12 protein-coding genes and 1 riboswitch are annotated in these 14,684 nt (G+C 44.8%); of the genes, 9 read left to right on the top strand and 3 right to left on the bottom strand.

The window, feature by feature from the left end; genetic code table 11:
- Positions 1 to 74: 74 nt before the first annotated feature.
- A complete protein-coding gene (gene thiC / locus JMW64_RS00880; RefSeq protein ID WP_227694010.1) occupies positions 75 to 1,970 on the bottom strand; it encodes a phosphomethylpyrimidine synthase ThiC in 1,896 nt (631 codons plus the stop codon).
- A gap of 248 nt (positions 1,971 to 2,218) precedes the next feature.
- A riboswitch (TPP riboswitch) is annotated at positions 2,219 to 2,362 on the bottom strand.
- A gap of 292 nt (positions 2,363 to 2,654) precedes the next feature.
- Between thiC and pstS the strand changes: the two genes are divergently transcribed.
- From pstS to phoU, 5 genes are all read left to right on the top strand, one after another.
- Positions 2,655 to 3,818: a phosphate ABC transporter substrate-binding protein PstS gene (gene pstS / locus JMW64_RS00885; RefSeq protein ID WP_201552342.1), complete on the top strand. Its 1,164-nt coding sequence runs from the start codon at positions 2,655 to 2,657 to the stop codon at positions 3,816 to 3,818.
- A gap of 196 nt (positions 3,819 to 4,014) precedes the next feature.
- Positions 4,015 to 4,968, top strand: a complete 954-nt coding sequence (gene pstC / locus JMW64_RS00890) for a phosphate ABC transporter permease subunit PstC (RefSeq protein ID WP_201552344.1) — start codon at positions 4,015 to 4,017, stop codon at positions 4,966 to 4,968.
- A gap of 91 nt (positions 4,969 to 5,059) precedes the next feature.
- Positions 5,060 to 5,965, top strand: coding sequence for a phosphate ABC transporter permease PstA (gene pstA / locus JMW64_RS00895; protein WP_201552346.1), 906 nt, complete (start codon positions 5,060 to 5,062; stop codon positions 5,963 to 5,965).
- 97 nt (positions 5,966 to 6,062) lie between these two features.
- Positions 6,063 to 6,989, top strand: a complete 927-nt coding sequence (pstB, locus tag JMW64_RS00900) for a phosphate ABC transporter ATP-binding protein PstB (protein ID WP_087814967.1) — start codon at positions 6,063 to 6,065, stop codon at positions 6,987 to 6,989.
- A 119-nt stretch (positions 6,990 to 7,108) separates the two neighbouring features.
- On the top strand, positions 7,109 to 7,915 hold the full coding sequence (gene phoU / locus JMW64_RS00905) for a phosphate signaling complex protein PhoU (RefSeq protein WP_227694012.1): 807 nt from the start codon (positions 7,109 to 7,111) through the stop codon (positions 7,913 to 7,915).
- 88 nt (positions 7,916 to 8,003) lie between these two features.
- On the opposite strand, the gene JMW64_RS00910 is transcribed toward phoU, so the two are convergent.
- Together JMW64_RS00910 and argH are read right to left on the bottom strand one after the other, a co-directional pair.
- Positions 8,004 to 8,294 carry an oxidative damage protection protein gene (locus JMW64_RS00910; protein ID WP_045443086.1) on the bottom strand — a complete coding sequence of 97 codons (291 nt, stop codon included), beginning with the start codon at positions 8,292 to 8,294 and terminating at the stop codon, positions 8,004 to 8,006.
- Between the two features lie 306 nt (positions 8,295 to 8,600).
- On the bottom strand, positions 8,601 to 9,974 hold the full coding sequence (gene argH, locus JMW64_RS00915; protein ID WP_198330504.1) for an argininosuccinate lyase: 1,374 nt from the start codon (positions 9,972 to 9,974) through the stop codon (positions 8,601 to 8,603).
- Between the two features lie 125 nt (positions 9,975 to 10,099).
- On the opposite strand from argH, the gene JMW64_RS00920 reads away from it, so the two are divergent.
- The 4 genes from JMW64_RS00920 (at position 10,100) to JMW64_RS00935 (ending at position 14,653) form a co-directional block, all read left to right on the top strand.
- Complete coding sequence (locus tag JMW64_RS00920) at positions 10,100 to 11,251, top strand: sensor histidine kinase (RefSeq protein ID WP_201552348.1); 1,152 nt, start codon at positions 10,100 to 10,102, stop codon at positions 11,249 to 11,251.
- 309 nt (positions 11,252 to 11,560) lie between these two features.
- Positions 11,561 to 12,298, top strand: coding sequence for a LytR/AlgR family response regulator transcription factor (locus JMW64_RS00925; protein WP_045443089.1), 738 nt, complete (start codon positions 11,561 to 11,563; stop codon positions 12,296 to 12,298).
- A 217-nt stretch (positions 12,299 to 12,515) separates the two neighbouring features.
- Positions 12,516 to 13,550, top strand: a complete 1,035-nt coding sequence (gene hemC / locus JMW64_RS00930) for a hydroxymethylbilane synthase (RefSeq protein WP_201552350.1) — start codon at positions 12,516 to 12,518, stop codon at positions 13,548 to 13,550.
- A gap of 98 nt (positions 13,551 to 13,648) precedes the next feature.
- Positions 13,649 to 14,653 carry a uroporphyrinogen-III synthase gene (locus JMW64_RS00935; protein WP_201552352.1) on the top strand — a complete coding sequence of 335 codons (1,005 nt, stop codon included), beginning with the start codon at positions 13,649 to 13,651 and terminating at the stop codon, positions 14,651 to 14,653.
- Positions 14,654 to 14,684 lie beyond the last annotated feature (31 nt).

Genomic DNA, 14,684 nt, shown 5'->3' on the forward strand with positions numbered 1-14,684 from the left:
TCTATATAACTGACATCCTTCGCTAGTATATTTATCACCTCAATCAAATGATTCATATCCATTAAGTCATCTATTTATGAAATAACTTTTTGGTTAGCGGCATCTTTATCCAGTCCTGCCGCATAATCCCGCACGTTCTGAGTGATTTTCATCGAGCAAAACTTAGGTCCACACATCGAGCAAAAGTGCGCCGTCTTATGCGCGTCTTTAGGCAAGGTTTCATCATGGAACTCACGGGCGGTATCTGGGTCGAGCGCCAGATTGAATTGGTCGTCCCAGCGGAATTCAAATCGGGCTTTAGATAACGCATTATCACGAGCTTGTGCGCCCGGATGTCCTTTGGCAAGGTCGGCGGCATGAGCAGCGATTTTATAAGTGATGATACCGTCTTTAACATCTTTTTTATTAGGCAGACCTAAATGCTCTTTTGGCGTCACATAGCACAGCATCGCGGTACCAAACCAGCCGATCATTGCCGCACCAATTGCACTGGTGATATGGTCATAACCGGGTGCGATATCGGTGGTTAAGGGTCCTAAGGTATAAAAAGGTGCGTCGGCACAAACTTCTAATTGCAAGTCCATATTCTCTTTAATACGGTTCATCGCCACGTGCCCCGGACCTTCAATCATGACCTGTACGTCATGCCTCCACGCCACTTGGGTCAACTCGCCAAGGGTACGCAGCTCACCAAATTGCGCCTCGTCATTGGCATCTTGCAAACAGCCTGGACGTAAGCCATCGCCTAGACTAAACGCCACATCGTACTGCTTCATGATTTCACATATATCTTCAAAATGAGTATATAAAAAGCTCTCTTTATTATGAAACATGCACCACTGCGCCATGATAGATCCGCCACGCGAGACGATGCCCGTTAAGCGTCCAGCAGTTAGCGGCACGTACTCTAATAAAACACCCGCATGGATAGTAAAGTAATCGACACCTTGTTCGGCTTGCTCAATCAGCGTATCGCGGAATATCTCCCACGTTAAATCTTCAGCCACGCCATCGACTTTTTCTAGCGCTTGGTAAATCGGTACAGTACCAATCGGCACTGGCGAGTTACGAATCAGCCATTCGCGCGTTTCGTGAATATGATTGCCAGTCGACAAATCCATGATGTTATCCGCACCCCAACGCGTGGCCCACGTCATTTTAGACACCTCTTCATCGATAGAAGAGCCGAGCGCTGAGTTACCAATATTGGCATTAATTTTTACCAAAAAATTACGCCCGATAATCATCGGCTCAGATTCAGGGTGATTGATGTTATTTGGGATAATGGCGCGACCTGCAGCCACTTCACTCCGCACAAACTCAGGAGTGATAACCGTCGGCGTATTAGCGCCAAAGTTTTCACCGTCATGTTGACGCATATCGGTCAGCTCATGCTGTTTTTGCGTTTCGCGAATGGCGATGTATTCCATCTCAGGGGTGATAATGCCGCGGCGTGCATAGTACATCTGCGTGACGTTGCCAGCTTTGCCATCGACATCTTTGGCGCGGCGAGGTTTATCGATATGAGCAAATCGTAGATTGGCAGTGCTGATATCGCGGGCGCGTGCCATTCCATAAAAGCTAGACAGTCCGCTTAATTGCTCGGTATCACCGCGCTCATTTATCCAACCTTCACGCAGTTTCGGCAAGCCTTTGGTCAAATCAATCTCGACGTTGGGGTCGGTATACACGCCAGAGGTGTCATAGACATAAAACGGTGGATTTTGCTCCCATTCGCTTTCAGGGACGCCTTGCACAGGGGTAGGATCAAGGGTGATTTCACGCATGGGTACTTGAATATCGGATCTAGAGCCTTCGATATAGACTTTGCGCGAAGCAGGTAAGATGCGATGCAAATCACGCGCATCTTCCTCGAAGCGCGCATCACTGGCACTGCGGTGAGCAGGGGTCTTTAACGCATCTGTCTTAGAAGGTTTTTGAGAAGGAGAAGTGGCTAATAAAGTTGTCATATGCTGTCCTAGCGTGTTGGTTTTTGAATAAAAGCAACACCGCCAGTAGCTGCGGGGGGAGCATCTGTGATCCAGACAAATTCAGCTCATGAGCATCAGCCTACGACCAAATAATATAGTCACGGATGATGCTCATCAAACGTTGGACGCAGCTTTATATCAGTCTTCACTACTTAATAGCACATCACGCACATTAAGATAGTAATGAGGATAAAAAAGGCATTTCTGCACGTCCTTTGCCATAAATAACAAAGTGCTTAAGACTTCCCTGCGTCGGTACTAACCGCATCAGGTTCGGCGGGTGATCTCTCAGCGAATGTATAAAGGCGACTACTTTAATAAGGAAAGCTTATAAAGTGAGCCGATAATACACCGCACCCCGAGTCTGTCAGTGTTGTAAATCACATCAATACTAACAAAGTTCTGCAATGAGGGCTAATGATATTTAGATGAAAATATCAGGCGTTGAGTTTGAGGTTCGATGTTTTTATGAGAACGACTCTAGAGTACCAGTGATTGAAATCACTTGATATTACTGAGCTGTAGATAGCTTATCTAAATATTATGTAAAGCGAATGAAAGATTCTGGAGGTTGTCATTAAACTGTCATAAAGATTTGGCAAGATAGCACGCATGTCATAAACAATGCTTTTTTGTATCGTTGTTAAACTTTAGGAGTCCTACATGCGTTATTCGTTATTAGCAGTGGCCGTTAGTTGTACATTAGTGCTTACGGCATGTAATAAATCGACTGAAACGACAGAGCCAGCTGCGGATAGCAGTAGCGCTGTCACCACCACTGAAGCAACTACTCAGACAACATCTGCTTCTGCAGCAGGTTTTAAATCTGCTGAGAATATCGCTATGAATATCACGGGTGCAGGGGCATCGTTCCCGCAGCCTATTTATGCTAAATGGTCTTACGACTACAACGCTGCTACCGGTGGCCAAGTCAATTACCAATCGATTGGCTCTTCTGGTGGTATCAAACAAATCGAATCAAAAACAGTCGATTTTGGGGCGTCTGACGCGCCGATGACGCCTGAAGAGCTAGACGCAGCAGGCTTGATTCAGTTTCCGACGGTTATCGGTGGCGTCGTGCCAATCGTCAACATCGATGGTATTGAGCCGGGCGCGTTGAAATTAGACGGTGCAACGTTGGCAGACATCTATTTGGGTAAGATTAGCAACTGGAATGACCCAGCCATCAAAGCCATGAACCCAGATTTGACTTTGCCTGATGCAGCTATTACGACAGTATTCCGCTCAGATGGTTCTGGCACAACGTTTAACTTTACGGATTATCTTGCTAAAGTCTCGCCAGACTGGAAAGACACAGTTGGTGTTGATAAAACAGTCAAATGGCCAACGTCTGCGACTGGTGCAGGTGGTAAAGGTAACGAAGGGGTTTCAAGCTACGTAAATCGTATGAAAAACTCTATCGGCTACGTTGAGTATGCTTATGCCAAGCAAAACAACATGTCACATACTGCATTGAAAAACGCTGCTGGCAACGTCGTTCAGCCATCTGCTGAGACATTTGCTGCGGCAGGTGATATCGACTGGTCACAGCAAGCAGGCTTTTATAAAGTCATCACCAACTCTGAGACTGAGCAAGCATGGCCGATCGCTGCTGCGACCTTTATCCTAGTACATAAGCAACCAGAGAATCCTCAGCAAGTGGCTGGCGTGTTGAACTTCTTTGATTGGGCTTATACCCAAGGTGATGACGATGCTATGGCACTCGATTACGTACCATTCTCTGATGCAGCGGTTGCCTTATTCAAGGAAAAATGGAACGAGGTAAAAGGCAGTGATGGACAGCCTGTGTATAAGCCTGCTCAGTAACCTGTTTCTGCTAAATATTCTTTAATACCTTGTCAGTGCCTTACTAGTCCCTTTCGAGTTATCCTCTCGAATAACTATTCTCCGGTAGTTATTTGAGAGGTTTTATCACAGCAAGTTTGATGACAAGTTTGTTGTGATAAAACCGAATGAATGCTTCTACTATTTTGACTTGATTCTATTTAATGCTGAGACACTTATGAATGATTTAAGGTCCCAACTGGCTAAACAAAAGCGCTATGACTTATTGTTTGTGAATGCTACTAAGGCTTTTGCCATATTAGTACTCTTATCGTTGGGCGGCATTTTAGTCTCCTTAATCATCGGAGCGTGGCCGAGCATTCAAACATTTGGTCTTGGATTTTATACCAGTAATAATTGGGATACGGTCGCCAATGAGTACGGGGCTCTTGCCCCTATTTATGGCACGCTAGTAACGTCATTTATAGCTATTCTCATTGCAGTACCAATCAGTTTTGGCATTGCCATATTTTTGACCGAGATGTGCCCAACCTTCCTCAAAAAACCACTTGGTATTGCCATTGAGTTATTAGCGGGTATTCCTTCTATCATTTACGGTATGTGGGGATTGTTTGTCTTTGCGCCGTTCTTTGGCGATCATATTCAGCCTTGGTTTATTGAGCACGTCGGTCCATTGCCTATCATTGGCAAGCTATTTACGGGCGCACCAATGGGATTGGGTATGTTTACCGCCTCGTTGGTACTGGCCATCATGATTATTCCATTTATCGCCGCCACCATGCGCGATGTTTTTTCGGTCGTGCCAGACCTACTCAAAGAGTCGGCATATGGTATGGGCGCAACGACGTGGGAAGTCATGTTCAAGATCATTTTGCCGTATACCAAAGCTGGCGTGGTTGGTGGCGTGATCTTAGGACTGGGTCGGGCATTGGGTGAGACGATGGCAGTGACTTTCTTGATTGGTAATGCCTTTAACATCAGTCCGAGTCTGTTTACCTCTGGTGTCACTATTACCTCAGCTTTAGCCAACGAGTTTGCCGAAGCGTCGAGTGAGCTACATTTGGCTTCTTTATTACATTTAGGCTTAATCTTATTTGTCATCACCTTCATTGTACTATCTCTAGCAAAACTCATGCTCATGCGCATGGATCACAAGGCAGGCAATCGGTAGTCGTTTGACAATCTTGATAGGTCTTTTACGGATTGATTGGACATCAATAAACATTGATAGATATTGATAAAAGATATGGGAAATAAATAGTATGGCTGCTAACAATGCGATCAATGCACCACTACCGACTCAGCCAAACAGCGCTAGCCGCTACAATCAAAGCCTTTATAACAAGCGCCGTTTGACCAACAAGTTAGGTCTAGGCTTTGCCATGTCGGCGATGGTTTTTGGACTGTTTTGGTTGTTTTGGATTTTGTTGACGCTCTTTGTTGAAGGCTTTCAAGGTATTGTGCAGCTGCCTATTTTTACTGCTGACACACCGCCACCGATGAGTGCGGGCGGGCTGCGTAACGCCATTGTCGGTTCAATAATGCTCGCGTTTTCAGGTTTGTTTATCGGTGCACCTATTGGCCTCATGACGGGTATTTATTTATCTGAGTTCGCTCAAGGCAGTATGCTTGGCAAGGTAACGCGTTTCTTAAATGATATTTTGCTATCCGCACCCTCGATTGTCATCGGTCTCTTTATTTATGCATTGATGGTAAAAGGTCAAAGTTTCTCTGGTTGGGCAGGCGCGTTAGCATTGGCATTAATCGTTATTCCTGTGGTCGTGCGTACCACTGAGAATATGCTCAATCTGGTTCCTAATAGCATTCGTGAAGCGGCCTACGCACTTGGCACACCCAAGTGGAAAATGGTGACTCAAGTAACGATTAAGGCGGCTAGAGCAGGACTGACCACTGGGGTGTTACTGGCATTTGCTCGAATCACTGGTGAAACAGCACCGTTGCTATTTACGGCGCTTAACAACCAATATTTCAGTACCGATATGAGCCAGCCTATTGCTAACTTACCCAATACCATCTACCAGTTTGCGATGAGTCCTTATGATAACTGGCATACCTTAGCGTGGGCGGCAGCGTTGCTGATCACGACCTCTGTCTTGGTATTAAATATTTTGGCGAGATTCATCGGTAGTAGAGGTCAGGCTAAATAAAGGCTGATGGTAAATTAAGGCTTGTCCTAGATTACCTCGAGCATTTACTTCCATTTATATTCATTGAGCTGGATTGGAACACATTATGAATGACGTCATGAGCAAAATCCGTACAAAAAAGCCTGTCGATAAATTCAATGCGGCAGATAAATTTAATCCAACAACAGACAGTTTATTAAACAGACCGATGTCGACGGCAGCACAAATGGAGCAGCCAGATATTGCCAGCCTAACCAAACAAACGCTTCATGATATTCCCAAAAACATGCCTGCTGCAAAAATGCAAATTCGGGATCTGAATTTTTATTATGGTGACTTTCAGGCGCTAAAAAATATCAATATCGATATTCCTGATAAAAAAGTCACTGCTTTCATTGGTCCTTCAGGTTGCGGAAAATCGACGCTGTTGCGTACCTTCAACCGTATGTATGATTTATATCCAGGGATGCGGGCAGAAGGCAATATTAATCTTGATGGCAACAATATCTTGGGCAAAGACGTCGATGTCAATTTGCTACGCGCCCAAGTCGGTATGGTCTTTCAGAAACCTACCCCATTCCCGATGTCCATTTATGACAATGTCGCCTTTGGGGTACGTCTTTATGAAAAATTAAGCAAAGCTGAGCTGGATAATCGGGTGGAATGGGCGCTGAAAAAATCCGCACTATGGCCAGAAGTGAAAGACAAATTGAAAGCGTCAGGGCTTTCGTTATCCGGTGGTCAGCAGCAACGCTTGTGTATCGCACGTAGCGTCGCGACCAAGCCTGAAGTGTTATTGCTTGATGAGCCGACATCAGCGTTAGATCCTATTTCGACAGGTGCTATCGAAGATTTGATTGAAGACTTAAAGCAGGATTACACCATTGCCATCGTTACGCATAACATGCAACAGGCCGCGCGCGTGTCTGACTATACCGTTTATATGTACTTAGGCGATATGATTGAGATGGGCGAGACCGACCAGATATTTACCAAGCCTGCCCAAACCGCCACAGAAGACTATATTACGGGTCGTTATGGCTAACATCGCGGTCTGAGCAAGGACGACGTGCTCGATACGTTCAATAAGATATCATGAGCCAATCTGTTCGACTCAACAGCCACACCGCGCTACCAAAATATGGATTTTAGGGAATACCTCTTATGCAAAGCGATAAGCATATCTCCAAAAGTTTTGACCAAGACCTTGATGAAGCTATCCGTTTGTTTTTATACATGGGTGATAGCGCGGCCAACCAAGTGGCGAAAGCGATCCATGCGCTTATCGATAAAAATGAGACACTGGCGCAAGAGGTGATTGATATGGACTTTGATATCAATCGAATGGAAGTCGAGTTGGATGAGCATATCTTGCTATTGGTCGCAAAACGTCAGCCCGCCGCCAGTGATTTACGCTTGGTCATGTCCATCAGTAAAGGCGTGGTTGATTTAGAACGCATCGGTGATGAAGCCGTGAAAATCGCTCAGATGGCCAAAAAAATTGCGGCACAAGGTAAACTGTCATATGGCTATGCAGAAGTTCAACATCTTAGCAATCAGGTTCGTTTGATGCTGCACAATGCGCTAGAGGCATTTAGCCAATCGAATGCTGAGCAAGCGTTTGAGGTCATGCGTAACGATAGCATGGTCAATGATGAGTATCAGTCAGCCATCCGTGCTTTGATGACCTATATTATGGAAGATTCACGGCACGTCTCAAAAGTCATTAATATTATGTGGGTATTGCGCGCGCTTGAGCGGGTAGGCGATCATGCACAAAATATTGCAGAACTGGTGATTAACTATATTAGTGGGCAAGATGTGCGTCATTCCGACTATGCGCTGGTAGAAAAAGCGGTGCAAGAAGCCAATGACCGTATGGCGGCGCGCCAAGTCAGTACCCTGTCTGCCACTAAACCTGCCATCAAGTCAGCCACGGATGTTGTAGACTCAAACGGTGATGAGGGCTAAAAAAAACAGTTCATCGTTAATTTTACATCCAAAAAAACGCGCTATATTAAATAGCGCATTTTTTATATTGTGGCAATAATAAAAACAATTAGCTCTCTGGCGTCCAACCTTGTGCACGCTCATAATCTTCATTATCTAAAAATTTATCACGTTGTTCGGTGAGGAATTTTTTGGCAGCAGGATCTAACATACTTAGATGGTTTTCATTAATCAGCATCGTTTGCTGTTCAAGCCATTCTTTCCACGCTTTGTCAGATACCGTTTCTTGTAGCTCCTGACCTTTTTTATTAGGGAAAGGCGGGTGCGGCATCTTTGGCAATTCTTGCTGATACTTACGGCAAAATACCGTATTGGCTTGTGGATTAAAAGTCTCAGTCATGAGGCGCTCCTTATTAGGGTTTGGTTATTATAAGAATATATTATTGAATCACTCATGAGAATAGTTATACCAAACCCAAAAAGTAAGATTGGCTGTGTCAAACTCGCTTAGCCTACAAGGCGTAGTACTTTCACTCGTTTTCCTTGCTACTCTAATTTCTGTGAATGGTATTAGTTAGCACTTATTCAGCATAAGTGACTTAAATATTATTAGCTGAATTTACTTTACCCCATCATGGTATCAAAAACACCCGCAGCAGGGGCGGGTGTTTTTTATGGTAAAAGCTGTCTGGTCAACAATGCGCCTTTACGCAAATACCTCTAAACGGCTGCGACCGCGAGCAACTGCTTGCTTAACTTGATTTGGCGCTGTACCACCTAAGTGGTCACGGGCTGCTAATGAGCCTTCTAGCGTTAAATATTCAAAGACATCATCACCGATTGCATCGCTAAATTGCTGTAGCTGTGCCAATGACAAATCGCTCAAATCAACACCTTCTTTGATACCCAAAGCAACGGCATTACCCACCACTTCATGAGCATCACGGAACGCCACGCCTTGGCGTACCAAATAATCTGCAAGGTCAGTCGCAGTCGCATAGCCTTTCATCGTAGCGGCGCGCATGTTTTCTTTATTTGGAGTGATATTCGGTAGCATATCAGCAAAAGCCAATAAACAGCCGGTAAGCGTATCGACGCAATCAAACAACGGCTCTTTGTCTTCTTGGTTGTCTTTGTTATAAGCCAGTGGCTGGCTTTTCATCAGGCTAAGGAGTGTCATCAATTGGCCAAAAACACGTGCTGCTTTACCGCGGACCAACTCTGGCACATCAGGATTTTTCTTTTGCGGCATGATAGATGAGCCAGTACAAAAGCGATCAGGGATTTGTACAAAGTTAAACTGCGCTGACATCCATAGGATAATCTCTTCGCTCATCCGTGACATATGCATCATCAAGATAGAAGCGGCTGAGGTAAATTCAATCGCAAAGTCACGGTCTGATACGGCATCAAGCGAGTTTTGGCAAATACCTTCGAAACCTAACAACTCAGCAGTAATGGTACGATCGATTGGGAATGTCGTGCCAGCAAGGGCAGCACTACCAAGTGGCATCTGATTAATACGGCGGCGCGCATCGACCAGACGTTCGGTATCGCGATATAACATCTCAAACCACGCCATGACGTGATGACCAAAGCTCACTGGCTGCGCCGTTTGTAAATGCGTAAAGCCGGGCATAATAGTGTCAGTATGCTGCTCAGCCAAATCAAGTAAACCACTTTGCAAGCGTACTAATAAGGCAATGATATTATCAGTCTCTTCGCGTAGCCAAAGACGAATATCGGTGGCAACCTGATCGTTACGGCTACGACCCGTATGCAGTTTTTTACCAACAGCGCCGATGATGTCAGTCAAGCGCGACTCAACATTCATGTGCACGTCTTCTAGCGCGATTGACCAGTTAAACTCGCCAGCCTCAATCTCGCGCAGTACCTGATGCAGACCATCAATAATGGTGGCTACTTCGTCAGCGGTCAAAATGTCACATTCTTTCAGCATGGTCGCGTGGGCGATTGAGCCTTGAATATCGTGACGCGCAAAGCGTTGATCAAAGCCAACAGAGGCGGTGAAGGCAGCGACAAAGCTGTCCGTCGCTTCACTGAAGCGTCCGCCCCACATCTGCTGACCTTGGCTGTTTGAAGGACTGCTTACAGGGTTGTTTTGTGCAGCGTTATTTGTTATCGGAGCATCTGTGCTAGAATCAGAGACAGATGGGTTTACATTTGATTCGGGACTACTAGGTTTTGAAGAATTGGCGTTCATATCGGTACAAGACAAGTCAGCAGAATAAGAGCTCAAGTATAGCAAAGGATGAGGTTGCCTTACTAGCGGAGCGCTTAGAGTTTTTTATTCCTAAGCTCATGGAAGTCATGAAGCCTTGGCAGTGGTTCATTTATATCTTTTTTTGGTCACTATTTGTCACGGTAATAAATCGCTATGATATTGCCACGTGGTCAGATTTTTTGATTCAGCTGTTTAGCAGAGTCCTGCAAAACACCTTGAGTATTATTCCTTCCTTATACCTCATTGATTATTTGCGCCCCATTTTTAAGGGCATGAGTATACCTAAAGCCAGCATGTATGTGCTTGCCTTACTCATGGTGGCATCTACCATATCCATGATTTTAGTCATGCTGGTGATGATTAATATTGGTTGGTTTGAATATGATCGTCAGACTTTTATTCTAAATATATTATTTAATGTATTGATTAGTGGTGGCTTTACCTTGGTGTTCTTACTGTATTTTTTACGTCGTTATCGTGAGACGAATGCGCTCAAACAATCGTTTGAGCAGAAATTGAGTGCACAAAATGATGTGATCAAAGCGCGAATTGCCCCGCATTTTTTCTTTAATACCATTAATACCCTTGTGTCACTGATAGAGTCCAATCCAGCAAGAGCTTCTGCTTTATTACAGCACGTTTCTGCCTTATTCCGTGCCAGTTTCAATGGGGCACGAGAGATTAGTTTTGAAGAAGAAATTGCTCTTTGTGAGCACTATCTAGCGATTGAGTCTAGCCGCTTAGCGGATAAGCTTGAAGTGAGTTGGCAATTGCCTGACGAGGATGTCATGTATGACATGGTGATTACCGCCTTGACCTTACAGAGCGTGCTAGAAAAAATGCTGCTGAATGTGGTGGAGATGACCACTGAAACCATTTATATCAATATTAGAGTCACTTGGCAGCAGCATCGGGTTGTGATTACGATTGGTGTCGCGCTGCCGAAAAAAACCATGATTATTAACCATGATTTACGTCAGCACATGAACTTTTATATTCAAGCGGAACGTTTACGGGCTTATTTCGGTCAAAGTGCGGATATTAAAAGTAGCGTTACCAGTAGTCGAATTATTACCGTCATCGACTATCCGCTGCAAGATGTTAGTTTATGATCGTTTTTTTTGGGCTTAATTTTGTATTTTATTTCTCAAGAAATAGGTATGGCATACTTATTGCACCATCTTTATAGCTAATGGAATGGGTTGTTTTACTTTGTATTTAGCCATGATTCCCCATAAAAATTATTATCGATAAATGCATCGCAATAAAACTCAATGCACAAGGCTATCAACGTCAATATAGCCAGTCATTGTTTTATGAAATAATTAAAGATTTTTATGCTAAGTGATTGGTAATGAGTGCTAATATGTTGGTAAGGTCATTGAAAAAAATACTAATTTTATCCTGGGATTGGAGTTTGCATGCGTATCGTAGTTTGTGATGATGAGCCACTAGCACGTGAGCGTTTGGTTAGAATTGTACAGGAGTCAGGTCATCAAGTCGTTGCTCAAGCAACCACGGGTGCAGAAGCCATTATCGCTGTCAAAACTCAGCAGCCAGACATCATATTATTAGATATTCGTATGCCTGAGATGGATGGGGTGCGCTGTGCGCAAGAGCTTGCCAAACTTGAGCATCCGCCAGCCATTATATTTGTCACCGCTTATGATCATTATGCCATTGCCGCGCTAAAAGCCAATGCGATTGGTTATTTATTAAAGCCTGCCAATAAAGACGAGTTACTAGAAGCACTAGATAAAGCGAAAAATTTGAACGCGGCGCAGTTAAATGAGATTCGTAAACTCGAAGACCCAACAGCGCGTCCAGTACGTGAGCATATCGCTGCTCGTACTCACCGAGGCGTTGAGCTCATCAAGCTCAAAGATATCTATTATTTTACCGCCGATCAAAAGTACGTCAAAGTCCGTCACAAAGATGGCATTGTCCTGATTGATGAGACGCTAAAAGAGCTTGAACAAGAATTTGAGGATCGGCTTTTTCGGGTGCACCGTAATGCCATCATCAACCTTAGCTTTTTGGACTTTTTAGAAACGTTGGATGCAGGACAATATCAAATACGCTTTAAAGGCATTGATGAGACACTCGCGGTTAGCCGCCGTCACTTACCTGCATTACGTGACAAGATTCAAAGCATGTAAGCTGCGGTTTGTCTAGTGAAATAACAGCAAAATAACCGTGAAATAATCATCCCATATCATCAAGCCTTTATTTATGCTTAAATAGGGGTATTTTTTTGCGTCAGCATTGACTATATATGGTTTATATCGCCCATTTTTTGTGGAAAATTTGCAGTATTGTTTAATACTGACCTGCATAGTACTGACGTGAACAGTATCGAATTTATTGAGGCCCTTTATGAGCAATCCGCAGCAAACTGCTTTGACTACCTTGAATATCGCCACGCGTCAGAGCCCTTTAGCACTATGGCAAGCTGAGCATATCCGTGCTCGTCTACTAGATTTTTATCCTGAATTGACGATTAACTTGCTAAAAATTGTCACTAAGGGTGACAAGATTTTGGACACACCTTTGGCTAAAATAGGCGGTAAAGGTTTGTTTGTCAAAGAGCTTGAGCAAGCACTATATGACAAACAAGCGGACATCGCGGTACATTCATTAAAGGACGTACCGATGCAGCTTCCTGAAGGCTTGATGCTGGGCGTCTATTGCAAACGCGCCTCACCGACTGATGCTTTTGTGTCTAACACCTATAATAGTATTGATGAGTTGCCGCAAGGGGCAGTCGTTGGCACGTCAAGTTTGCGTCGTCAGTGTCAGCTTAAAGCCTATCGCCCAGACCTACAAATCAAAACCCTACGCGGTAACGTTGGTACACGTTTGGGCAAGCTAGATGCTGGCGAGTATGATGCGATTATTTTAGCAACCAGTGGTTTGCAGCGTATCGAGCTGGATGAGCGCATACGCGGCGAGCTTGATATCAATGCCTGCCTGCCTGCGGTTGGTCAGGGCGCCTTAGCGATCGAATGCCGTGAAGGTGATGATGAAGTGTTAACATTACTGGCACCACTGAATGATGATAAAGCTCGTATCCGCCTCATTGCTGAGCGCGCGCTAAACCGTCACTTAGAGGGTGGCTGCCAAGTACCGATCGCCGCTTATGCCGTGTTACAAATGGCAGATGAAACGAGCAGCAACAATGATGATAACGGTGACAATGGCAATAACGACAACGGCAATGTGTTATGGCTACGTGGCCGCGTCGGTCAAGCGGATGGCAGCGAGCTGCTAAAAGCAGAAAAACGCGTCACCTTGATCGGAACACAAGCCGAGCAAGAAGTACAGGCTAATCAGCTTGGTATTGATGTTGCCAATATACTGCTTGCCGATGGCGCGGGTGATATCTTATCTGCGATTTATCATCCTGAATAACATGCCAGTATTTTGATTATCTTAGTCATAGCCCAAGTATTATTGATGCTAGGGCTATCGTTAAGCCAATTCTATCAGTCTTTTGTCATGGTACGTCTATGTCATCAACATTAAATCACGCCCAGCTTATTGCTAATGGTCAATCAAATAATGAGTCATCACTCACGCAAGTAGTCATCAATACTCGCCCAGTAGAGCGTGCCGCTGTATTGACGGATCATCTACAAGTAGCAGGGCTGACGGTGGTAGAGATACCGATGTTGACGTTACAATCACGCCCAACGACTGAGCAAGACATGACGCTGATGCGGCAGTGGCTAGCAGGCGATTATAAGGCGCTTGTGATTGTTAGCCCAACGGCGGCCGCTTCAGGACTGGCTGTTTGGCAAGCGCTTGAAGATGAGCGTCAAGCTCAAAATCATGACGATGACGATGATAATAATAATGAGCGAAAAGATATTGCAATTAATGCTCTGCAAGCGCCGAGCTACTTGATTGCCGTGGGTGAAGCGACTGCGTCGGTATTAAATAATGCCAAAGTCGAGGCGTCGAATTACCAAGTGCTTCAGCCTCACATTGCCAATAACGAAGGTATGCTAGCGATGCCTGAGATTGAGCGTTTGCAAGCAGGTGACAAGTTGCTCGTGTGGCGCGGATTGGGAGGTAGGCGACTATTGGTCGATACGTTGCTGGCACGCGGTGTGCATATCGATAGCATTGCTTGGTATGAGCGCATAATGCCAGTCGAGGCGATGGCTCAATATGAGCAGTGGCTAAAAGAGTTTTTAACCGATAATTTAACGCATAATATAATGCAAGATGCGTCGGCAGTGCATCAACCAAAGCCAATCGTTGTGGTCAGTAGCGGTACAGCCTTTGAGCATTGGGAAAGCATCGTTCGGGCTGTAGCAGAAAAGGCATTAAAGCAAGAAACAGCCAGAGAAACCCCCGCTATTTTGCCCTATGAATTGTCAGACTTTTCTTATGTGGTGTTGGGTGAGCGTTTAGCCAATATGGTCGCTGATCAGCAGTTAAGCTATTGGCGTGTGGAAGATTTGGCGCCAGAAACCATTCTTGCTGCTATCCATGCTAAAGCCTGTTAAATGTATAAATGTACCAACCGATGATCTGTCC

It is taken from the genome of Psychrobacter immobilis (genome assembly GCF_904846065.1).
GTDB classification, from domain to species: domain Bacteria; phylum Pseudomonadota; class Gammaproteobacteria; order Pseudomonadales; family Moraxellaceae; genus Psychrobacter; species Psychrobacter immobilis_H.

What these genes read in the sequence shown, in the direction of transcription:
- thiC (WP_227694010.1), bottom strand. Translation starts at nt 1,970, where the DNA reads ATGACAACTTTATTAGCCACTTCTCCTTCTCAAAAACCTTCTAAGACA.
- pstS (WP_201552342.1), top strand. Translation starts at nt 2,655, where the DNA reads ATGCGTTATTCGTTATTAGCAGTGGCCGTTAGTTGTACATTAGTGCTT.
- pstC (WP_201552344.1), top strand. Translation starts at nt 4,015, where the DNA reads ATGAATGATTTAAGGTCCCAACTGGCTAAACAAAAGCGCTATGACTTA.
- pstA (WP_201552346.1), top strand. Translation starts at nt 5,060, where the DNA reads ATGGCTGCTAACAATGCGATCAATGCACCACTACCGACTCAGCCAAAC.
- pstB (WP_087814967.1), top strand. Translation starts at nt 6,063, where the DNA reads ATGAGCAAAATCCGTACAAAAAAGCCTGTCGATAAATTCAATGCGGCA.
- phoU (WP_227694012.1), top strand. Translation starts at nt 7,109, where the DNA reads ATGCAAAGCGATAAGCATATCTCCAAAAGTTTTGACCAAGACCTTGAT.
- JMW64_RS00910 (WP_045443086.1), bottom strand. Translation starts at nt 8,294, where the DNA reads ATGACTGAGACTTTTAATCCACAAGCCAATACGGTATTTTGCCGTAAG.
- argH (WP_198330504.1), bottom strand. Translation starts at nt 9,974, where the DNA reads ATGTGGGGCGGACGCTTCAGTGAAGCGACGGACAGCTTTGTCGCTGCC.
- JMW64_RS00925 (WP_045443089.1), top strand. Translation starts at nt 11,561, where the DNA reads ATGCGTATCGTAGTTTGTGATGATGAGCCACTAGCACGTGAGCGTTTG.
- hemC (WP_201552350.1), top strand. Translation starts at nt 12,516, where the DNA reads ATGAGCAATCCGCAGCAAACTGCTTTGACTACCTTGAATATCGCCACG.
- JMW64_RS00935 (WP_201552352.1), top strand. Translation starts at nt 13,649, where the DNA reads ATGTCATCAACATTAAATCACGCCCAGCTTATTGCTAATGGTCAATCA.